Source organism: Thalassobacillus pellis, assembly GCF_016908295.1.
Classification (GTDB): Bacteria; Bacillota; Bacilli; order Bacillales; family Halobacillaceae; genus Thalassobacillus; species Thalassobacillus pellis.
This window is the reverse complement of sequence record NZ_JAFBDO010000002.1, coordinates 718,988-740,761: the sequence shown is the minus strand read 5'-3', so window position 1 is coordinate 740,761 and position 21,774 is coordinate 718,988. Positions and strand designations below refer to the sequence as shown.

Sequence of the window (21,774 nt, the reverse complement as noted above, 5' to 3'; positions counted from 1 at the left end):
TAGATGGATAAAGCAACGATAATCGAAGGCGCTGAACCGCTGTATAAGCATGGGAATGAGGTTGGTATACTCGTCCTTCATGGCTTTACCGGCACAACGCAAAGTGTCCGTCCGCTAGCTGAGGTATATGATAAAGCAGGTTATTCTGTCGCAATGCCGTGTTTGGAGGGGCACGGAACCCATTTTGAAGAAATGGAAAAAAAGACTTATCAGGATTGGATTGCTTCTGCAGAGGAAGCATTGGAGTGGCTTCGGAAAAAAGATTGCAAAGTCCTGTTCATTATCGGCTTGTCGATGGGTGGGACGCTTGCCTTGCATCTTGCTGAACGTAACAGGGATGTGACGGGAATTGCGTTAATTAATGCAGCAATTGAACTTCCTGACTTTGAAAAATTGGAAGGGGACGACCAGCCTAGGTTCCTTGATGCAATTCACTCAGATATCAAGCGGCAGGGAGTGAGTGAACTGGCATATGATCAGGTTCCGTTAGTTTCTGTCCAGGAATTACTCAAGTTAATGAATGAAGTGCGGCCTGCTCTGGATAATATCCATTGCCCAGCACTGTTATTTGTTTCCGATGAAGACCACGTAGTACCACCGGATAATTCCGAATTTATTTTTGAAACGGTATTTTCCGAGCATAAGGAACTGGTACATCTGGAAAACAGTTACCATGTTGCCACTTTGGATCATGATATCGATCTGATTGTGGAGCGGACATTGGAATTTTTCCAACAATATACAGAAGTAAAAGGATAAGAAGCCCCCTATGCCTGGCAAGCTAAGAAAAGCTTCGCCAGGCATGAATGCTTTTAACTGGTATAGACGACTATATAAATAAACCGTATAATGGAGAAAGAGATAATTAGCATACAAGGTGGGAAGACAGTGATTATTAAAAATATTGAAATCATCACGGAAAACTATGAGCACGTACGCGGATCACTGCGAATAGAGAACGATACAATAGCAGAAATCAGCACTGGTGATCTTCATACTAAACAAACTATACCAGTTATTGATGGGCAAGGATTGATGGCTATTCCTGGTTTTATCGATGTCCATATCCATGGAGCGGATGGACATGACACAATGGATGCGAGCAGAAAGGCTTTGAATGGAATTGCCACTGTGCTTCCGCGTGAAGGGACGACAAGCTTTTTGCCAACCACAATGACTCAGCACCCCGATGCGATTACGGCTGCACTTGAAAATATAGCCGACTATATGAAGGAAAACCAAGCTGGAAACGGCGCAGAGGTGCTTGGGATCCACTTGGAGGGGCCATTTATTTCCCGGGAAAAAGCGGGCGCCCAGCCGGAGGAATTTATCCGTAAACCAGATATATCGCTGTTTGAGAAATGGCAAGCTGCAAGTAACAACAACATAAGGCTGGTGACGCTTGCCCCTGAAGAAACTGGGGCGCTTGCATTGATCGCTTATCTGGATAAACATGGTGTCGTAGCTTCGATCGGTCATACGAATGCCACTTATCAAGAAGCCATGGAAGCTGTAAACCATGGGGCCAAACATGTTACTCATCTGTTCAACCAAATGAGCGGGCTTCATCACCGGGAACCAGGAGTGGCAGGAGCAGCACTGATCCGCGATGAGCTGTCCCTGGAAGTGATTGCCGACAACGTGCATGTTCACCCGGAAGCGGTCCATCTCGCATATAGATCGAAGGGTGCGGGTAAGCTGATGTTGATTACCGACGCCATGCGCGCTAAGTGCCTTCCAAATGGAAGCTATGAACTGGGCGGCCAGGCGGTAGAGGTTACCGGCAATGAAGTACGCCTGCCTGATGGGACGCTTGCCGGAAGCATCCTTACACTCCAGGAGGCAGCAAAGAATATGACAGAAATAGCGGATATCTCCATCGCGGAGCTGATCAAAATGACTTCTGAAAATGCTGCCAGGCAATTAGGCATTTTCGACCGGAAAGGAAGCATTCGCATAGGCAAGGATGCGGACCTCGTCCTAATTGACAAGAACCGGGATGTCGTCATGACGATTTGCCGTGGTGAGATTGCATTTGAAAAGGAGGACTGGCAAGCATGAAGGTGAGAGTGACAGAGAATTATCAGCATATGAGTGCAACAGCAGCAGACATGATCGCCGCCCAAATTATGGATAAACCGGATGCTGTGCTTGGACTTGCTACAGGGAGCACGCCGCTTGGCACGTATAACGAATTGATTCGTGCCTACAACAAAAGCAGATTGAGCTTTTCCGGTGTACGAACCTTGAATCTGGATGAGTACGTTGGTCTTCCACAGTCCCACCCACAAAGCTACCATACGTTCATGGAAGAAAATTTGTTCAAGCGTATTGATATTAACCCCGATCAGACGTTTATTCCAAATGGTATGGCAGAAGACAGGAATAAGGAATGCCGCCGTTATGAAAACCTGATCGATGAGATCGGCCCTCCTGATTTGCAGGTACTAGGTATCGGAAGGAATGGTCATATCGGTTTCAACGAGCCAGGTACATCGTTTGCATCCACGACGCATCTAGTCAAGCTTGCTGATTCTACCCGGGAAGCAAATGCACGCTTTTTTCAAAGTAAAGAAAAAGTTCCTACACATGCGATCACGATGGGAATCACATCTATTCTAAAAAGCAAAAAAATTATCCTTCTTGCGTCAGGAGAAGAAAAGATGCCGGCCATCAAACATTTATTAACTGGGGATATCGGTGAGAAGTTTCCTGCCTCAGCCTTGTTGAATCATCCTGATGTAACACTGATTGTTGACGAGCTAGCATATCCGGCCACAGAGGAGGAAAACGATGCTGAATAAAAACTCTCCCCTGCCGATGTATTATCAGATCGAGGAAGATATAAAAAGAAGGATCAATACAGGTGAATTCAAGGCCGGTGAGGTGATTCCTTCCGAGCGCGCTCTTACGGATATGTATGATGTCAGCCGGATGACCGTACGTCAGGCCGTGAACAATTTAGTCCAGGAAGGAATTCTATATCGAGAGAAAGGGAAAGGCACTTACGTGACCGAGGAAAAAATCGAGCAGCAGTTAGCAGGGCTGACAAGCTTTTCGGAAGAAATGCGCAAACGAGGGCTCACACCCGCTACGAAAGTAGTCCGCTTTGAACAAACGAATGCAGGTACACAAGCGGCGAAAAAGTTACAGGTCAACCCTGATACTGCGGTCTTTAAGGTCAGCAGGATCCGATTAGCAGATGAGCTGCCGATGGCTTTTGAACAAGGCTACTTTCCGTGCGAACTCACCCCTGGGCTGACAGAGTCCATCGTACAGAAATCCCTCTACCAGTATGTCGAAAAGGAGCTCGGTAACAAAATTGTCCGTGCGGAACAGGAAATCGAAGCAGTTACGGCAGAAGAACAGACCGCTTCTTGGCTGGAAGTCGAACCTGGTTCTGCACTTCTTAGGTTTGAACGGGTAGCTTACCTTGCTGATGGACGGCCCCTCGAATACGTCCACACATCTTACCGCGGCGACAGGTATCGTTTCAAGACGGAAGTTTTCCGGGGAAATTAGATAGTTCACTCTTTTTTGACACCTTTCACGCCTGGGTTATCGAATATAGGAGTGAAAGGAGTGGCTGCAAGTGAAACCGCTAATCAAAAAGATGATGTTACCGAAAGGGCATCCCTGTCGTCCCGGGTATGACATGGTACCGCTGTATTTAACGATTCATACGACAGGAAATGACAAGAAAGGCGCTAATGCCTTCATGCATGGCCGCTATTTACAAAGCCTTGATGGCACCAGAAAGGTAAGCTGGCATTATACTGTCGATGAAGAGCTAATCGTCCAGCACATCCCTGACAACGAAAGTGCCTGGCATGCTGGTGATGGAAATGGACCAGGAAACAGGAGCTCGATCGGCATTGAAATTTGTGAAAATCGTGACGGCGATTTTAAGAAGGCTGTGAGCAGGGCAATTACACTTATTCGCTATCTGCAGGATTGTTATGATATTCCTTCCTACAATGTGTCTCCTCACCAGCGATGGAATGGCAAACAGTGTCCGAAGAAGCTCTTACCAAGGTGGAAGGATTTTATCCGGCATACGGAAAGGAGAGCGAGCCCCTTGGCTGGCATATTGGGAAGGCGTGTGGAATCGGTACACCACGGGCATCTGCGGTTTTACGACAAGCCTTCCTGGGAGGATAAGGACGTGGCCGGAGTCATTCCAAATGGATATGGTTTTCCGGACATTCTGGAAAAAGTCACGGTCGGAAGCGGTCACCAATACAAGGTTGCTAATAGTAAAGGGGATATTTACTATATCACCGCCAGTCCAAAGTATGTCAGAGTCATATAAATCTACTATCCTGGAGCACATGTGGTATATTAAGAATAGTTGGACAGAGAAAGGAGTTGGAGATAGACATCCGACTCCTTCCTTTGCATATCATCTGATAGGAAAGACTTTTTGGAGGAGGATATGATGAAAAAATACATAAGCACCCTGGTTTTGCTGCTTCTATTCATGCTTAGCGCATGCCAGCAGGAAAACGAGCCAACAGCAGAAGAACGGTTTGCCGACTATACAAAGCTATGGGAAGAAAAGAAATTTGAACAGATGTATGCCATGCTGGCTGAGCCTTCGAAGGAAGAGTTCGGGAAGGAAGAAGCGGTACAGCGCTTCAAGAATATTTATGATGACCTTGGAATCGAAAATGTAAAAGTATCTTTTGCTAAAAAAGAGGAAGAAGAGAAGAATCAGAATAAGAAAGAAACGACTATTCCATTTAAAGTGACCATGGATTCCATCGCAGGGGAAATATCCTTTAATTATGAAGCAAAATTACTAAAGGAAGAAAGAGAGGAAGAAGGCGCGAACTGGTATGTGGATTGGAACCAGGGTTTTATTTTTCCACAGATTAAGGATGGGCAGGGAATCGGTGTCGCGACGACAAAACCGGAAAGAGGCGAAATTTTTGACCGTAATGGCAAAGGACTCGCAATCAATGCAGAGTTCCGGGAAATTGGTGTCGTGCCCCAAGGATTCGGTGAAAAAGAAGCCGAAACGAAAAAACAGATCGCCGAGCTCCTTAACATGACCGTCGAGCAAATCGACAATGCATTAAGCGCCGGCTGGGTCAAGCCGGATTCCTATGTTCCTTTAAAGAAGATCCCTGCGAAAGAGGAAGAAAAGATCAGCAAACTGACATCGCTTCCTCCTGTGACGACCAAGGAGACTACAGGAAGGTACTACCCTTATGGAAAAGCGGCAGCCCACTTAACAGGACATATAGATAAAATTACTGCAGAAGACTTAGAGGAAATGGATGCAGAGAAATATAATGCGAATAGTATGATCGGGAGGAAAGGGCTGGAACTGGTATTTGAGAAAAAGCTTAGCGGAACGCCTGGGGCGAAAATCTATGCAAAAAATGAGAATGGAGAAAATACGCTGATAGCCCAAAAAGAAGTCGTACATGGTGAAGATGTAAACTTGACCATTGACGCCGAGCTTCAAAAAAAGCTTCACGAAAGCTATCAGAAGAAAGCCGGTACAGCTACAGCAATAAACCCGAAAACCGGTGAGGCACTGGCGCTTGTCAGTTACCCGGCCTATGACCCCAACAATTACACTTATGGATTCGACCCTGAGCTTCATAAGAAGTTACAGGAGAACACATTGCAGCCACTATTGAACAGGTTCAGTAAAACGTATGCACCGGGATCAGTCATCAAACCGGTCACTGCAGGCATTTTGTTGACGTCAGGAACCATCGATCCACAGGAAACAATGAAAATCGATGGCCTGCAATGGGCGAAGGAAGATGGTTCGTGGGGCAATTATAAAATCACTCGTGTCAGTGAATCAGAAGGTCCTGTTGATATAACGAATGCCATGATCCGGTCCGATAATATCTTTTTTGCCCGTGCAGCGATCCGTATGAAACCAGAGGAATTCAGAAACGGATTGGCGAACTTCGGTTTCAGCCAGGAAATTCCGTTTGAATATCCAATTCAAGCGTCCCAAATCTCCAATGAAGATACCTTCAGGGATGACCTTTTGGTCGCGAACACTGCCTATGGGCAGGGCGAGCTGGAAATGTCGCTGCTTCATCTGGCAATCAGCTACACCCCCCTTTTCAATGAAGGAAACCTGCTTGACCCAAGCCTGGTCAAGACAGAAGAGGCGAAGGCAGTCTGGAAAGAAAATGCGACCGATCCGCAATATAATGATTTGATCAAAAATGCCCTTCGGGAAGTTGTTGTGAACCCTAAAGGAACAGCCCGTGCAGCGGATATCGACGACGTAAAACTTTCCGGAAAAACGGGAACAGCTGAGTTGAAACGGACCCTGGATGAAAAAGGGGAAGAAAACGGCTGGTTCGTCACTTATCCAACAGACAATCCTGAGCTTCTGGTAGCCATGATGGTCGAAAATGTGGAAGAAGGAAGCAGCGAAGTCGTCGAACAGGCGGCAGGGGTATTTCAGGATATCCGTTAAAGGCTTTCCGCTTCTTGTCGCGAAAAGTTGATAAATAGAGAAACTTTTTTTATAATTGAATTGACGAAAAAAGCATAGATGTAAAAGCCTTCCAAGGGGAGCCGAATGCTGGCTGAGAGTGGGCAATGCCCTTACCCTTTGAACCTGTTAGTTAGTACTAGCGTAGGAATGGTGGCTTTTTTGATGGCAATGCAAGACGGAAAACCCGTCCATCAGGAAGCTTCCCCTTGGCATTGCTTTTTTTGTTGCCAAAAATAAGGGGAGTGAACAAACATGAGAAATAAAAAAGTATTATTCATGGTCGAAGTTGCTATTTTTGCCGCGCTTGCAACCTTGCTGGACTTCATCCCGGCGTTCAAACTGCCACAGGGAGGTTCCGTTTCTCTGGCGATGATTCCAGTTTTCCTGATCGCATTCCGCTGGGGACTGAAAGGCGGCCTGGCTGCTGGATTTCTGTACGGTGTTTTTCAAATCCTGACTGGGATGGCTATTATAGCGACACCAGTGCAAGCACTTATCGACTATGGAATTGCCTTTACGGTTCTTGGCTTTACCGGTATATTCGCCGTAGCTGTTAAACGTGCGCTGGCCAATGATAATAAGAAAAAATTTGCTTTGTACGTGGCGTTTGGTGTGCTGCTTGGCAGTGGCCTTAGGTTTTTTGCACACGTTTTAGCAGGTGTGTTCTTCTTTGCGGAGTATGCAGGCGATCAGAACGTGTGGATATATTCAATCATTTATAATGCATCTTATATGGTGCCGGCAGCGATCATTTCCATGGCTGGACTGGGTTTCCTATTTTATAAACAGCCACGCATTCTTCTGAATAACGATGAAGGAAAAACCTATAAACAGGCAAAAGCCTACTAAAATCAGAAATTTTATCATAACTAAAGAGTCCGTCCTGACGGTTAATGAGAAAACCACGAAGAAACATCAAATTCTTTGTGGTTTTTTCGTATGCACATGTTACCTGCATCCATATTAAAGGTTCCCTTCTTCCTCATTCGATGTTCATTTGCCAGACTTAATCAAAACCAAGCAATAATTTACAGTCTGCTAAAGAAGTGTAAAATGAAAGTATAGTAAAGGTTATAAGTTATTGACAAAAAGGGTAGGAGGTTTTTTCATGCGCGAATTGGTCGGTACATGCACGGTCTGCGGAAAAGAAATTTATTGTGAAGATGGTTTTTTGAATGGGGAGCATCTGGATAATGAATTATACTGTTTCGATTGCGCTGCCGAAAAGGAATAAATACCCATGTTTAAAGTCCTTCGCATTAGTGTAAATATTGTTATATTGCACAAACGGAGGAAGGAACATGGGTAAAAAGAAAATATCAAACAAAACACCGCTTCATAAAAAGAAACGAATCTGGACAATTGCTGTTCTATTTATCATCATTACAGTCATGACCGCTTATCACACTTCCTGGAAAGCACTTCCGGAAGGTATATCGTATCAAGGAGATGTTCATCAAGTCAGTGATATCGGTTTTTACCACGATTTGACTTATACAAATAAACAGGGAAAAACGGTCCACGAAAGAGAAATCTTCCAGGAGTACTATCGCTTGATTAGCGAGGCGGATGAATTCATTGTCGCTGATATGTTCCTGTTTAACGGATATACGGATGGGAAACGTGAATTTCCTCCTATATCCTGGAAGTTAGTCGATGCCATCATCGATCAAAAGAAAAAGCATCCTGATTTGAAAGCAGTGTTTATCACCGATCAAATCAATACGGCTTATAATTCTTACCAAGCCGGCACTATTGAACGACTTCGGGCTAATGGTGTCGATGTTGTGATAACAAGTTTGCAGGAGCTTCGCGATTCGAATCCCCTATATTCCTCGCTGTGGCGCACCTTTGTCCAATGGTTCGGCCAAAAAGGGAATGGCTGGATTCCAAACCCGTTGGCCGCTGAGGCTCCTGAAGTAACACTCCGTTCTTATTTGAAAATGCTGAATATCAAAGCCAATCACCGAAAATTATTGGTTACAGAGGACGCTGCCATGGTGGCAACAGCTAATCCTCATGATGCTAGTGGTTTTCATGAAAATGTCGCATTCAAATTAACTGGGGCCATCCAGAAGGATATTTTGGAAGCGGAAAAAGCAGTCATCGATTATTCTACAGAGGACGAGATCGCTTATCCCAATCTAGATAACTATGACTTTGAAAATAATAAAGGCAAGTTGACTGCGCAATTTCTGACAGAAGGAAAGATTTACAAGGCAATTCTATCTGATCTGGAAAATGTGAAAGCTGATGATACCATTTGGATGGGAATGTATTACTTAGCTGACCGAAAAATTTTAGAGAGAATCAAGGAAGCAGCTAAAAGTGGAACCACCGTCAATATCGTCCTTGATCCTAATAAAACGGCATTCGGAACCAAAAAAACCGGGCTGCCGAATCTCCCTGTTGCGGCTGAATTAGTGGAGTTCGGAAGTGAAAATATCACTATCCGCTGGTATGACGTAAACAAGGAGCAGTTTCATACGAAGCTATTATTCATTGATAAAGCGCAGAAAAAAGATATCATCATCGGAGGCTCGGCCAACTACACACGCCGGAATCTGGCAAACCTTAATCTGGAGGCTGATGTACGAATCACAGGAAGTAAGGAAGAGAAGGTCATCAAGGAAGTCAGGGGCTATTTTGAGCGTATCTGGAATAACCGGGACGGTAAGTATACGGTGAACTACGAAGAATACGAGAGTGAACTGGACTTTTTGTTATACCTCACGTACAGATTACAGAAAATATTATGGTTTACAACTTATTAACATGGAAGAAACTGCCTGGGCCATCGGCTGCTTTTAGATACTATAGAAGCTTCTAAAAAATGGGCTGTCCCACAAGTCTTTAATAGACTGATTGGGGCAGTCTTTTCTGTATTGTTGATACCGGAACAGTGGGGCAGGGAAACGTTTCCCTGCCCAAATTGACAATCAACCATGCAAAACTCTTCTTTTTACATATTAGAAAAACTTGGCTTGTCGCCGAGTCCTGCTGGCGAAAGCCTTAGTTTTACTTATACTTTAATCCTTTAACAAAGGTTAATCTTTCTTAAAGTACGAAAAAACCACGAAGAAAAGTCAACTTCTTCGTGGTTTTCCTTTCAAAGAGACCTTTTTGGGACAGCCTCTTTCCAAATAGTAATTTATGCAAGCAGCTGCTCGACGTTTTGAGTTTCTGTTACAATCAGCAGCACTTTTCCTTCGTCCATATCTTCTTCATATTCGTCGGCTTCACCTTCAGAAAATCCCATTTCCTGCAGCTTGGTACGGAGTTCGTCGCCTTTTTTGTTGAACATATTACCGACTGCGCTCTTAAAATCCTGTTCAGAGAAACCTATCGTATTGGCGTGGGCATTTCCTGCCAGACGATCCGTCCGATCGTCATCATGGGAAAGTAAGTAGACGTTGTCGCCGTCAACTCCTTCGTCTTTCAGTTTTTTCACATCATCAATCAGTTTTTCATCATTGGTATATTCTTTAATAAATGGTTTCAAGCTTACACACTCCTTTTAAGAATTCTCTAATCCTTTACCCGATATACGGACGGGAAAACCTTACAATGTGTTGACTACTTAACGCGATTAGCATATCATCTAATTAGATGTATATCTAATTAATTGCTGAGGAGGTACGCACATGCAGTTAGACAAACTTGTCCATTTTCATAAAGCGTTGGGAGATGCGACAAGAATCCGAATCATCATTTTACTGAAAAATGGCCCACTGCACGGCCTGGCGATTGCTGACCGCCTGGGACTCCGGCCACCAACGATTACCCACCATATCAGTAAATTAAGGGATACAGGGATGGTGTATGCAAGAAGAGAGAAAAATACCATTTATTTTCATTTGGACGAACGGAAGCTATCGTTTATGGCTTCTGCGATTATGCGTTTAGGGGAGGTAAGTGAAATGACGGAGAAAGAATTCAGTCTTACTGAAAAGGAAAAACAGACGATCGTCAATAATTTTGTGGCAAAAGACGGGAAATTGAAACAAATTCCGAGTCAATTAAAGAAAAAGCTGGTCATCCTGGCTTATTTTGTCCGAAATTTTGAAATCGGGAAGGTATATGACGAAAAAGAAGTGAATGAATATATTAAGTCGTTTCATGAAGATTATGCGACCATTCGCCGCGAGTGGATCATGCAGCAATTCATGTACAGGGAAAATAACCGCTATGAATTGAATCCTGTCGAAATGTGGCCAGTCACTTTTAATGAATGACCTGTTGAACTGGTAAGGAAAAAATCTAGCAATATATGTTTGAATCATCTGATAATAGGAAAGAAGTCTATATAATAAAGCTTTTTAGTAGAAAAGAGGGGGGAAAGATGGAAAGAGGTACAGAAAAACGTAAAGTGATGCGCTATCAGGGGCATTTGTTTACGTATGAGGATGATGATGTCGCTGAAGAGTTTCCGCTTACCATCGTTGTCAATGGTGAAGAAATCGCGACGATGGTATGCAGTCCCATTGATATGAGGGAACTTGTCGTTGGCTTTTTAGCGACGGAAGGCATCATTTTCAAATACGAAGACATCCATTCCATCACCATGGATGAGGAGTGTGGCTTTGCCTATGTGGAGCTGCACAGGAATTTACCGGACGCGAGAAATACGGATAAAAGGTGGCTTGGATCCTGCTGCGGGAAAAGTCGGGCTTTTTATTTTCAAAGCGATGCCAAAACCGCCAGGACAGTGACCAGCACCCACAAAATCGCCGTGAAGGAATGTCTGGATTTGATGGAGGAATTCCAGTCAACAGCGGATATGTTTCATCAGACAGGTGGGGTGCACCAGGCTGCGTTAGCGACCGCGCAGGGTGTACAGCTTTCGTATGCCGATATTGGAAGGCATAACGCCCTTGATAAAATTTACGGAAAAATTTTAATAGATAAAATTTCATTGAAGGATAAGCTGATCATTTTCAGTGGAAGAATTTCTTCTGAAGTCTTACTTAAAGTATCAAAAATGAATATAGGCATTCTATTGTCTAAATCTGCTCCTACCAATCTGGCATTGGATTTGGCGGAGGACTTGAATATTACTGCTATCGGATTTATCCGTAACGGCAGGATGAATGTCTATACGCATGAATCAAGAGTGCATTCGCAAGATTTGCATAAACGAGAATCTTAGAAGAAGGAGGAATTCATTTTGCTAGAGCGCCAACATACAGTAGTGACCATAAACGGACAGGAATATTTAGCTGACCCTGGTCAGAACTTACTGGACTTAATCAATACAACCGGTGAAAATGTCCCGCAGATTTGTTATAACGAATCCTTGGGACCGTTGGAAACGTGTGATACTTGTGTCGTTCAGGTAGACGGGGAATTGAAGCGGGCTTGTGGGATGAAGGTGGAGCCGGGCATGAGCGTGATGACCAATCGACCCGAAGTACATATGGCCCAGAAGGACGCGCTCGATTCCATTTTGGAAAAACATGAGCTTTACTGCACCGTCTGTGATTACAATAATGGTGATTGCGAAATCCATAATGCTGTGGCTGATTTTGGTCTCGAGCACCAGTCCCGGGAATTCAAGCCATCGACGTACGAAGTCGACCGCAGCGGATCCTTTTACCGATATGACCCGAACCAGTGTATTTTGTGCGGGCGCTGTGTGGAAGCGTGTCAGGATGTGGTGGTCAATGAAACGCTGACCATCGACTGGGATCGAAAAGAGCCGCGCGTTATCTGGGATAATGATGTCGGCATTGACCAATCTTCCTGTGTCAATTGCGGTCTTTGTGTCACTGCCTGCCCGTGTAACGCCTTACTGGAAAAAGGCATGGAGGGAGAAGCAGGCTATATGACGGATCAGGAGCCAGGTTTGCTCCGCTCCATGATTGACCTGACGAAAAAAGCCGAAGCAGGGTATGGGCCGTTATTCGCGGTTTCTGATACTGAAGCAAAATTACGGGAGGACCGAATCAAGAAGACGAAAACCGTTTGTACGTATTGCGGGGTCGGCTGCAGCTTTGATGTCTGGACGAAGGATCGTCAGGTGCTGAAAGTGGAGCCTCACGCCCAATCGCCGGCAAATGGAATCGCTACTTGTGTCAAAGGCAGGTTCGGCTGGGATTACGTCAACAGTGATAAGCGCCTGACCAGACCATTGATCCGCCGCGGAGAATCCTTTGAAGAAGTAGAATGGGACGAAGCGATTGCTTATGTCGCAAAACGTTTTACGGAAATCAAAGATGAACACGGTCCGGAAGCGCTTGGATTTATCGCCTCTTCCAAAGCGACTAACGAAGAGTCCTATCTGATGCAGAAATTTTCCCGTCAGGTGATCGGTACGAATAACGTGGACAATTGCTCCAGGTATTGCCAGTCTCCTGCTACGAAAGGGCTGTTCCGAACCGTTGGTCATGGAGGGGATTCCGGTTCCATCGAAGATATCGCAAAAGCGGATATGGTGATTACGATTGGCTCCAACACCGCAGAGTCCCACCCTGTTCTCGCCTCCAGAATAAAACGTGCTCATAAATTGAACGGGCAGAAGCTATATGTGTTTGATTTGCGCAAGCACGAAATGGCAGAACGTGCGGATAAATTTTTCCAGCCAAAATCAGGGACAGACCTCGTCTGGCTTTCCGCTGTGACTAAATATATCCTGGATCAAGGATGGGAAAATAAAGAGTTTCTCGATGAGTGGGTCAATGGCCTGGAAGAATATAAGAAGTGCCTTGATAAGTTCACATTAGAATATGCCGAAGAAATGACCGGTATCCCGCAGCAAGATTTGAAAGACCTGGCGAAAGAAATTGTAAGCAAGGATAAAGTGGCGATCTGCTGGGCAATGGGTGTGACACAGCATTCCCTTGGAAGCGATACGAGTACTACAATTTCCAATCTGCTGCTTGTAACAGGGAACTATCGCCGTCCTGGCACTGGGGCGTACCCGCTCCGCGGGCACAATAACGTGCAGGGCTGCAGTGATTTCGGAAGTATGCCTAACTTCATGCCAGGCTATGAATCCCCGCACGAGGAAGAAGTGCGCGAGCGTTATGAAAAAGCCTGGGACTGCAAAATGCCGGAAGATGACGGCATGGACAACCATGAACAGATCAAAGCCATGCATGAAGGGAAGTTAAAATCCTTTTATGTAAAAGGGGAAGACACGAGCATTGTTGATGCGAATATCAACTATGTCACCTCTGCCTTTGAAAAATTGGAATTCATGGTAGTCCAGGACTTGTTCCTGACCAAAACGGCAGAATACGCGGATGTCGTATTCCCTGCAGTTGCAAGTCTTGAAAAAGATGGAACCTTCGTGAATACCGAACGCAGAATCCAGCGCCTGTACAAGGCAATGGAACCATTGGAAGGTACGAAACCGGACTGGGAAATCATTACACTACTGGCGAAAGAATTAGGTTTCGACTGGGGCTACACCCATCCACAGGAAATCATGGCCGAAGCAGCAAGCCTGTCACCACTCTTCGCCGGCGTCACGTATGAACGCCTCGAGGGGTACAATTCCCTGCAATGGCCAGTGCATGAGGATGGCAGCGATGAGCCGCTGCTTTATCAGGAAGGTTTTCCATTTGATGATGGGAAAGCACGCTTATTCCCGATTGATTTTGAAAAACAATACGACGTGACCGAAGAATACGACCTTCATATCAATAATGGCCGTCTCCTCGAGCATTTCCATGAAGGCAACATGACTTACGAGGTACCTGGCATTGTAAGGAAGACACCGAATGCCTTTGTAGAAGTTTCACCAGAACTCGCCGAGGAACGCGGATTGAAGGAAGGAGCAGAAATTAAGCTGATCTCTGATGCTGGTGAAGCTACCGGTATTGTCACCATTACCGATCGCGTAAAAGGAAAAGAGTTGTTCATCCCAATGAGCGCAAATGGAAAATCCGCCGTCAACTTCCTGACTGATAACAGCGTGGACAAGGATACAGATACACCAGCCTATAAAGAGATAGCTGCGCGCATGGAAATTGTCAGGAAGAAGGGAGAAAAATCTCCTATCCCACCGAACAACCACAGGCGTGGTAACCGCCAGCCACAGGTTAGTGTCAAGGTGGAAGAGAAGTGGCAGCGGGATGATTACGAATTTCCAGGAACGAAGGTGAAGCATAATGGCTAAATCGTTAACAACCGTAAAGAGGATGGAAGTACCCAAGGAAGTCCAGGTTGAAAAAGATGTCGAAGAAGTAAAGGAAGCCATTTCCGAAAACAAAGAAGCGATTTTGAAGGGAATCAAGCTTCTGCGGGCACTCGATGACGCCGATACCCTTCAGGCTTTGACAGCGCTGACCAATCATCGGAAAGACGCCATGGGCTATCTTGTTAAAGAACTGAATAAGCCTCAATACGCAAAACTTCTTGAAAACCTGTCAGGATTTGCATTTCTGCTCGGAGACATTGACGTCGATGCTGTCCGTGATATGACCGGCCGGATCAATCGAGGGCTGGAAGCAGCAGAACAGGAAGATGTTTCTCAGGAAAAAACAAGTTATCTAGACCTGGCAAAAGCACTGAAAGATCCGGATATTAATCGCAGTGTAACGATGATGCTGCAATTCTTTAAAGGTATGGGGAAAGAATCATAAAAAGAAACCCACGGTTTACGAACCGTGGGATTTTTTTAACGATTATGGACAATACCGCTTACCAGGTTGGAATAGCGCGCGCGTTTTCATGGTCGGAGCACGCGTGTAAGCAGATCTGGTACGCGTTTTTGTAATCGGAGCACGCGTGTAAGCAGGTCTGGTACGCGTTTTTGTAATCGGAGCACGCGTGTAAACAGGTCTGGTACGCGTTTTTGTAATCGGAGCACGCGTGTAAGCAGATCTGGTACGCGTTTTTGTAATCGGAACACGCGTGTAAGCAGATCTGGTACGCGTTTTTGTAATCGGAGCACGCGTGTAAGCAGATCTGGTACGCGTTTTGGTATTCGGAGCACGCGTGTACTCAACTCTGGCACGCTTTTTGACGTCTTAAACACGCGTACACCAAAGTTGTATCCAGAACATGTAAAAAGACTCCTCTCCATCTAGCCGTGATAAGCTAGAAGAAGGGGAGTCTTTTTGCTGTTTATATGACAAGGAAAAACCAGATGATCATAATCAGTTGAATGACAACTTTGGCAACAGAACCGCTTAAAAAGCCGATCAGGGAGCCGATGCTAGCCCGAAACGCTTCTTTTGTCGTCCGCTTTTGAACCATTTCTGTAATCAACACGGCAATGAACGGAAGAATAATGATACCGAATGGCGGAATGATGAACGAGCCGATGATGACGGCTATCCCGGCAATTCGCTCTCCCCATTTACTGCCGCCGTACCGTTTTACGAAGTAACTGTTTGCAATAATATCGGAAACGATGAGCACGATGGTGAGCAGTGCCATGGCTATCCAGAAGAATGCGGACAGATCTGCGCCTTCGATAAAGAAGAAATACAACAGAAATCCTACCCACAGGACGAGCGGGGAAGGGATTACCGGAAAAACAATTCCAACAAAGCTAAGCACGAATAATGCGATAATTATAACCCAAATAGCTATTTCCATAAAAAAACAAAACCTCCAATTAATCAAGCATATGTTTCATTGTAGCTTAATCTGGATGTCGCGGATAGAAAAATGAAATTTTTTCAAGGAAAAGATCTGGGTTCCATGTTCCTCCTGAAATAGAAGCACGCTATGGTATATATGCACCTGACTATTTCATTTATAATAATAATCAGGAATGAACTTTTAGAAGATTCTCTTCATAAGGGAGGTGCTTAGGATAAATATCAAAGGAATAAATCATTTACTCTTCTCGGTATCCGATTTGGATCATTCTATCGCCTTCTATCAAGATGTGTTTGGGGCAAGGCTGCTAATAAAAGGGAAGACTACTGCCTACTTTGATTTAAATGGAATCTGGCTTGCATTAAATGAGGAAGCTGATATTCCCAGGAATGAAATCTCTCATTCTTATACCCATATCGCTTTTTCGATTGACGAAACAGAGATTACCAGTGTGTATAAAAAAATGGAAAGTCTGAATGTTAATATTCTTTCCGGTCGCTCAAGAGACGAACGTGATAAGAAATCTATCTATTTCACTGATCCGGATGGACATAAATTCGAGCTGCATACGGGGACACTACAGGAGCGAATCAATTATTATATGGAAGACAAGCCTCATATGGAATTTTTCGAATGAATACTTAAATGCTGTCCCTGGAGCTTTTAGAAGGAAATTCTACTCTGTGGAAACAACATCGATATGGAGGAATTTTTAAAAGGTGCACTGTCCCTTCAAGGAGTATTAAGGACGCAAAGTTAGTAATAAAAAAGGTCAGGTGTGAAAATCATGGTTGTAGTTCGGCGAATTGAACCAGAAATGACATATCCACTCAGACATCGTATCCTGCGCCCGCACCAGGATTATAAAGCGTGTATCTACAAAACAGATAAAGACGACTTTACTTTCCATATTGGAGCATTTATGCAGGGTAAATTAATAAGCATCGCTTCTTTTTATTTAGAAAATCATACCGATTTCTCAGCTAATAAACAATATCGGTTAAGGGCAATGGCAACAATACCGGAATTTCGTAATAAAGGTGCAGGAAGCCGTGTGATACGATTCGCTGAAAATATAATAATAGACCAGGGTGTTAATCTCTTATGGTGTAAAGGCAGAACCAGTGTCCAGGAATATTACAAGAAGCTTGGCTTCCGTACGCATGGCAACGTTTTTGATTACCCGCCGATAGGACCGCATATTGTTATGTTTAAAAAACTGGTATAAGAAAAGGAGAATCATAGGATGACAACTTTAAATCAATCACCGATTGTTCAGACAGATATGCTTATCCGAAGACCAGTCGGAGAGGTTTTTGAAGCTTTTATCAACCCTGAGATAACCTCAAAATTCTGGTTTACTAGAAGCAGTGGACAACTAGAAGCCGGGAAGACTGTTGAATGGGAGTGGGAAATGTACAGTGTATCTGCCACTGTAGAGGTGAAAGAGGTCGAGAAGAATAAGCGAATCCTTCTTGAATGGGGGGAGGCTGACAATCGTACCACAGTGGAGTGGGTGTTTACCTCCCGAGGAGATAAGGAAACATTTGTCTCTATTATAAATAAAGGATTTAAAGGTGATGAGGAAAGTTTAGTTGACCAGGCAATCGACGCTATGGGGGGATTTACGATGGTATTATGCGCTTTGAAGGCCCTTCTGGAGCATGGAGTGATGCTAAATGTAGTGGAAGACAAGGCCCCTGATTCCAATGTGAAGGATTGGCAAGGACGTTAAAGGTGGCGCGAACTTTTTATGGTATAAGATAAAAACAGGTATGGAAATGGAGGGGATTGTATAAAGTCGTTATTTTTAAGTATATCCCTGATTGTTATGTTTGCTGCTGGAGGCAACGTGTTTGTAGGAGATGCTTTAACGGTATGGTATGCAGGATTAAATAAACCTTGGTACCTGGTACCCCTGTGGTTCTTTATTATGGTTGGTATTCTTTATTACCTGATGAGTGGAGTTATTTTATATAGACAGCTCCGTAGCTTTAAAGAATCGAAGTTTCGTAAAATTGCGCTTGGTCTGATATTGGTGATGCTGGCAGGAAATGAAATGTGGAATTATTTATTTTTTGGATTGGAAAGCATTTTCTTAGGTTTTATAAGTTTAATTCCTTTTTCAATAGTCGTGGGCTTATTAGCATTTGTCTTGAGAAAAGTCGATCGATTATCATATAGAATCCTTTTACCGTACCTTTTTTGGCTGGGGTATGACTTGCTATGGGCATATGGTTTGTATATGCGGAACATGTAATTGGTTCTTGTAGATGAAAATAAGAGGAGCTCGAAGCCCCTCCATTAGTTTTGATTTATAATTTCGTGATTTTTAGTGATAGTGACTCCAAGTGACCGTGCTTCAAGCCTGTTTAGCAATTCCTTTTCATTTGGGTGAATCGTAATGACATCATCCTGAATCAAATGCGGGAGAAAGCTGTATTCCAGCTTCCCGGACTCAAGGATCTTAACTTCCAAAAGCCCGGTCTGCGCTTCTTCTCCATGAACAAAATCAGGGAATAACAAGTTACCAAGCGAATAAGCGATCAATTTCCCCTCGTAATATTCAAAACCTTGCAGCACATGAGGATGGCTTCCGATAATGGCATCTGCTCCAGCATCGATCATCTCATGGGCGTAAGTCTGCTCTGTTTCGTTGAACATCGTATCACCCATTTCTCCCCAGTGGATTTGGACAAAAACATAATCATGCATGGTTTCAGCTTTTCTGATGATTTCTGTCATTCGGTCGAGCTGATAGCCGCTTGCAATGCCAGGCCTGTTTTCAAGTGCATACCATTCCACTTTTGGCAGTACCTTTGAAAAACTCAGGAAAGCAATCTTTTTTCCGTTAAAAGTTTTTGTAAAGGAGCTGTAGGCTTCTTTTTTATTCTTCCCGGCACCGATTGTAGCTAAGCCGGCTTTTTCGACATAGCTGATTGTATCAAGCAAGCCCTGGGTTCCGTAATCAAGCGTATGGTTGTTTCCGAGGGCGAGGCCGTCAATGCCCACACTTTTCAAGGCATCCATCGCTTCAGGTTTAGTCCGGTAATTGTAGATTTTTTCTTCCTTGATGCCCCGCTCTGTGACCGAAGTCTCTAAATTCACGAATGTAAAATCATCGTTTTGGAAATGCTCCTTCACATATTGGAAAGGATAATCAAATCCTTCTTGCTCTGTTGTATGTATCAAAGAATTCGCGAACATGACATCACCCGCAAATGTAAGTTCCACCACATCTTTATTATTAACAGGGGCTTTATTATTTGTTACCCCTTGATTTTTGGATGATGGTGAATCAATTTTCTTGCTGTTTTTTACCATGGAAGCAGCCTGGACAGCTTCCTGCTTAGCACCCGTGCTTGCTTCTTGCTGGCTGCTGTCTGCCGAACACCCGGTAATAAATACAGCTGCAATGCTGAATAAAATAAGTTTGTACAATGCCATTCTCCTTTTACGATGCAAATATGTTTGGAAAAATGCTTATTACTAATAAAAGGAAATAGTAACAAATTAGACCAATTAATAAAGTCTAAGTCATATTAGTATAATTTAAAGAACATAACAACAAAAAATATCTAAATAAGTAAAAGGAATAAAAAAATAGTAAATATTGCTTAAGGAGAATGTAATGTATCAAGCTTTGCAACACATGAATTTTTAGTTGCTGTGCCTTCAATCCATGATAATACTGCTCAAAGAGAGTTCCGGGGAATACTTGCGAAGTTAAAAGTCGAGCAGCATTTTCGGAAGGCGAAAGGGTGAGCGAAACATTTATTTTACGAAAAGTAAAAAGCAGGGAACTAGCGTGGCTCCCTGCTTCGTTTCTATTTCAAATTAAGCTGTTGCCGATCCGGAGGTGCCATAAAGCCAGGTCCGACCGGGTCTTGGATATGCTTTAATAGTATTTCATCTATTTCGTGCATAGTCTTGTCATCGATGTGAAAATCCAAGCCATCAATCGGATCTAATTGCTCGGGCTTTCGGGCGCCCATTAAAGCAATACTTGCGCCTGGCTGCTGAATCACCCATTTCAGTGCCAGGTGGATGACGCGTTTACTGAAACGATCCTGGGCAAGTTCGTCGAGTTCCTTTACAGCCTTTAAATATTGACCGTAACGAGGCTGTTGGAATTTGGGATCGAGCTTGCGTAGATCATCTCCGTTGAATTCCCAATCAGCTGTCATTTTCCCAGAAAGCAGTCCTCGGCATAAAGAACCGTAAGTAAGAGAAGAGAGCTCATGTTTCTGCACATAAGGCAGCAGATCCTTTTCAATCTCTCGCTCGAACAAATTATAAGGGGGCTGTATGGTGTGAAGCGGTGCTGCTTCCCGAAAGATATCCATCTCTTCCGGTGTGAAATTGCTTACGCCGATTGCGCGGATTTTTCCTTGCTTTAAAAGGTAATCCATTGTTTCTGCTGTTTCATAAATGGGAACCTGTGGATCTGGCCAGTGAATTTGAAGAATATCAATGTAATCAGTCTGCATGCGTCTTAGGGAATTATCGATATCCTCCTGGATTTTTTTCCTGCTGCCGTTACGGAAAGGTTCATCATCTATCCAGTCGATTCCTGTCTTCGTCGCAAGCAGGATATCATCTCTTTTACCGTGTTCTTTCATTGCTTTTCCGATGATTTCCTCAGCTTTCCCGAATCCGTAAACAGGCGCGGTATCGATCAGGTTTATGCCTTTATCAAATGCGGTATGAATGGTACGGATTGATTCCTTTTCATCCGTACCACCCCACATCCAGCCTCCAATAGCCCATGTGCCAAGACCGATGCGGCTTGCGTTAATATCAATATTATCAAGTTGGATTTGTTCCATTGATTCACCTCCAAAATAATTCCACATTAAACTTGTTCCCGCTATTTCCGGCAAGTAATCGTCAGCTGATAAAGGGAAGCAAAAAGTCGCCGATTTTAAAATGAAGGAATTAAATGTTGCTTTTATTCCAGCAAAAAAACCTGCCTTGATATGGCAGGCCTTTATTTCTCGATAGCTTTTTTGATTTTTTTAACTGTTTTCGCCAAATCGTCATGGATGACATGGTCGAACAAATAATCCTTTACGGTTGGTTCCCCGTTTATCAATACGCTTTCCACGCCTTTTTGATAACAAGCGTATTCCGGCAGCAGATTAAACGGGGTAACGAACAGGGAAGTGCCCATAACAAGCAGCAGGTCAGCCCTGTCGATGATTGCCTCCGCTTCGTCATGGGCAGAAATCATATCTCCAAACAGCACAACATCTGGCTTCAGGATACCTCCGCACCCATGTTTGCTGCAGTGTGGAATTTCATGGCCCATTACATAATCCAAATCGTAGCTGTTCCCGCAAGACGTGCACGTTGCAGTATTCAGCGTTCCGTGATATTCAAGAACTCTGCTGCTCCCGGCAAGTGTGTGGAGGCCATCGACGTTTTGGGTAATCACTGCCATGTCCTTTCCTTTATCCTCAAGTTCCCTGAAAAAGGAATGTACTGCATTGGGCTGGTAGTTTTTCAACAGCTTCAACCGGAAAATCGCTTTGTATTTTTTCCAGAAATCCTCAGGATCGTGGTAGAAATAATTGCTGGACATGTAATATTCCCGCGAGTGGTCTTCTGTCCATAACCCTTCACTCGAACGGAAATCAGGGATACCGCTTGCAGTAGAAACTCCTGCGCCTGTAAGAACAGCGATCGAGTCCGCTTTTAGGACTGCTCGGGCAATTTGTTCGATAGATTCCATAAATTTC

At 44.1% G+C, this 21,774-nt stretch carries 23 protein-coding genes and 1 riboswitch; of the genes, 17 read left to right on the top strand and 6 right to left on the bottom strand.

The genetic code is table 11. From position 1 onward, the window contains the following. Positions 1–3: 3 nt before the first annotated feature. From JOC33_RS09545 to JOC33_RS09510, 9 genes are all read left to right on the top strand, one after another. Positions 4–759 (top strand): alpha/beta hydrolase, encoded by a 756-nt coding sequence (locus tag JOC33_RS09545; protein ID WP_205092255.1) that lies wholly within the window; start codon positions 4–6, stop codon positions 757–759. A gap of 90 nt (positions 760–849) precedes the next feature. After that, positions 850–2,061, top strand: coding sequence for an N-acetylglucosamine-6-phosphate deacetylase (nagA, locus tag JOC33_RS09540; protein WP_205092254.1), 1,212 nt, complete (start codon positions 850–852; stop codon positions 2,059–2,061). Beyond that, complete coding sequence (gene nagB / locus JOC33_RS09535; RefSeq protein ID WP_205092253.1) at positions 2,058–2,804, top strand: glucosamine-6-phosphate deaminase; 747 nt, start codon at positions 2,058–2,060, stop codon at positions 2,802–2,804. Before nagA ends, nagB begins: the two co-directional genes overlap by 4 nt. Next, entirely contained in the window at positions 2,794–3,522 is a 729-nt protein-coding gene (locus JOC33_RS09530; protein WP_205092252.1) for a GntR family transcriptional regulator, read from the top strand. Before nagB ends, JOC33_RS09530 begins: the two co-directional genes overlap by 11 nt. Before the next feature lie 70 nt (positions 3,523–3,592). Continuing rightward, entirely contained in the window at positions 3,593–4,312 is a 720-nt protein-coding gene (locus JOC33_RS09525; protein ID WP_338054494.1) for a peptidoglycan recognition protein family protein, read from the top strand. Between the two features lie 123 nt (positions 4,313–4,435). After that, positions 4,436–6,457: a penicillin-binding transpeptidase domain-containing protein gene (locus JOC33_RS09520; protein ID WP_239534070.1), complete on the top strand. Its 2,022-nt coding sequence runs from the start codon at positions 4,436–4,438 to the stop codon at positions 6,455–6,457. Positions 6,458–6,541: 84 nt separating this feature from the next. Then, positions 6,542–6,643, top strand: a riboswitch (TPP riboswitch). 87 nt (positions 6,644–6,730) lie between these two features. Next, the gene (thiT, locus tag JOC33_RS09515; protein ID WP_205092251.1) at positions 6,731–7,327 is read left to right on the top strand and encodes an energy-coupled thiamine transporter ThiT; all 597 of its coding nucleotides are present in this window, start codon (positions 6,731–6,733) and stop codon (positions 7,325–7,327) included. Between the two features lie 259 nt (positions 7,328–7,586). Continuing rightward, complete coding sequence (locus tag JOC33_RS20550) at positions 7,587–7,712, top strand: hypothetical protein (RefSeq protein WP_275576984.1); 126 nt, start codon at positions 7,587–7,589, stop codon at positions 7,710–7,712. Positions 7,713–7,779: 67 nt separating this feature from the next. Continuing rightward, positions 7,780–9,252 carry a phospholipase D family protein gene (locus JOC33_RS09510; RefSeq protein WP_205092250.1) on the top strand — a complete coding sequence of 491 codons (1,473 nt, stop codon included), beginning with the start codon at positions 7,780–7,782 and terminating at the stop codon, positions 9,250–9,252. A 377-nt stretch (positions 9,253–9,629) separates the two neighbouring features. On the opposite strand, the gene JOC33_RS09505 is transcribed toward JOC33_RS09510, so the two are convergent. Continuing rightward, positions 9,630–9,980, bottom strand: a complete 351-nt coding sequence (locus JOC33_RS09505; protein WP_205092249.1) for a YflT domain-containing protein — start codon at positions 9,978–9,980, stop codon at positions 9,630–9,632. Between the two features lie 142 nt (positions 9,981–10,122). Between JOC33_RS09505 and JOC33_RS09500 the strand changes: the two genes are divergently transcribed. From JOC33_RS09500 to JOC33_RS09485, 4 genes are all read left to right on the top strand, one after another. After that, the gene (locus JOC33_RS09500) at positions 10,123–10,713 is read left to right on the top strand and encodes a DUF2087 domain-containing protein (RefSeq protein WP_205092248.1); all 591 of its coding nucleotides are present in this window, start codon (positions 10,123–10,125) and stop codon (positions 10,711–10,713) included. A 107-nt stretch (positions 10,714–10,820) separates the two neighbouring features. After that, positions 10,821–11,627 carry a formate dehydrogenase accessory sulfurtransferase FdhD gene (fdhD, locus tag JOC33_RS09495; RefSeq protein ID WP_205092247.1) on the top strand — a complete coding sequence of 269 codons (807 nt, stop codon included), beginning with the start codon at positions 10,821–10,823 and terminating at the stop codon, positions 11,625–11,627. A gap of 18 nt (positions 11,628–11,645) precedes the next feature. Continuing rightward, positions 11,646–14,600: a formate dehydrogenase subunit alpha gene (gene fdhF / locus JOC33_RS09490; RefSeq protein WP_205092246.1), complete on the top strand. Its 2,955-nt coding sequence runs from the start codon at positions 11,646–11,648 to the stop codon at positions 14,598–14,600. Beyond that, on the top strand, positions 14,593–15,066 hold the full coding sequence (locus JOC33_RS09485) for a helical membrane plugin domain-containing protein (protein ID WP_205092245.1): 474 nt from the start codon (positions 14,593–14,595) through the stop codon (positions 15,064–15,066). Before fdhF ends, JOC33_RS09485 begins: the two co-directional genes overlap by 8 nt. Positions 15,067–15,152: 86 nt before the next feature. Here JOC33_RS09485 and JOC33_RS09480 read toward each other — a convergent pair whose 3' ends face one another. Next, positions 15,153–15,440: a hypothetical protein gene (locus JOC33_RS09480; RefSeq protein WP_205092244.1), complete on the bottom strand. Its 288-nt coding sequence runs from the start codon at positions 15,438–15,440 to the stop codon at positions 15,153–15,155. A gap of 110 nt (positions 15,441–15,550) precedes the next feature. Next, the gene (locus tag JOC33_RS09475) at positions 15,551–16,027 is read right to left on the bottom strand and encodes a DUF456 domain-containing protein (protein WP_205092243.1); all 477 of its coding nucleotides are present in this window, start codon (positions 16,025–16,027) and stop codon (positions 15,551–15,553) included. A gap of 220 nt (positions 16,028–16,247) precedes the next feature. Here JOC33_RS09475 and fosM point away from each other — a divergent pair, with 220 nt between their 5' ends. The 4 genes from fosM to JOC33_RS09455 all read left to right on the top strand — a co-directional run bounded on the left by fosM (position 16,248) and on the right by JOC33_RS09455 (position 18,293). After that, positions 16,248–16,670 (top strand): FosM family fosfomycin resistance protein, encoded by a 423-nt coding sequence (gene fosM, locus JOC33_RS09470; protein ID WP_205092486.1) that lies wholly within the window; start codon positions 16,248–16,250, stop codon positions 16,668–16,670. 150 nt (positions 16,671–16,820) lie between these two features. Beyond that, positions 16,821–17,261 carry a GNAT family N-acetyltransferase gene (locus tag JOC33_RS09465; protein ID WP_205092242.1) on the top strand — a complete coding sequence of 147 codons (441 nt, stop codon included), beginning with the start codon at positions 16,821–16,823 and terminating at the stop codon, positions 17,259–17,261. A gap of 18 nt (positions 17,262–17,279) precedes the next feature. Further along, a complete protein-coding gene (locus tag JOC33_RS09460) occupies positions 17,280–17,768 on the top strand; it encodes an SRPBCC family protein (protein WP_205092241.1) in 489 nt (162 codons plus the stop codon). Between the two features lie 96 nt (positions 17,769–17,864). Further along, the gene (locus JOC33_RS09455; protein WP_239534069.1) at positions 17,865–18,293 is read left to right on the top strand and encodes a TspO/MBR family protein; all 429 of its coding nucleotides are present in this window, start codon (positions 17,865–17,867) and stop codon (positions 18,291–18,293) included. Positions 18,294–18,337: 44 nt separating this feature from the next. On the opposite strand, the gene JOC33_RS09450 is transcribed toward JOC33_RS09455, so the two are convergent. The 3 genes from JOC33_RS09450 to JOC33_RS09440 form a co-directional block, all read right to left on the bottom strand. After that, positions 18,338–19,474 carry a CapA family protein gene (locus JOC33_RS09450; protein ID WP_205092239.1) on the bottom strand — a complete coding sequence of 379 codons (1,137 nt, stop codon included), beginning with the start codon at positions 19,472–19,474 and terminating at the stop codon, positions 18,338–18,340. A 386-nt stretch (positions 19,475–19,860) separates the two neighbouring features. Beyond that, entirely contained in the window at positions 19,861–20,862 is a 1,002-nt protein-coding gene (locus JOC33_RS09445) for an aldo/keto reductase (RefSeq protein ID WP_205092238.1), read from the bottom strand. Between the two features lie 161 nt (positions 20,863–21,023). Further along, entirely contained in the window at positions 21,024–21,767 is a 744-nt protein-coding gene (locus JOC33_RS09440; protein WP_205092237.1) for an NAD-dependent protein deacylase, read from the bottom strand. Between the last annotated feature and the right edge of the window lie 7 nt (positions 21,768–21,774).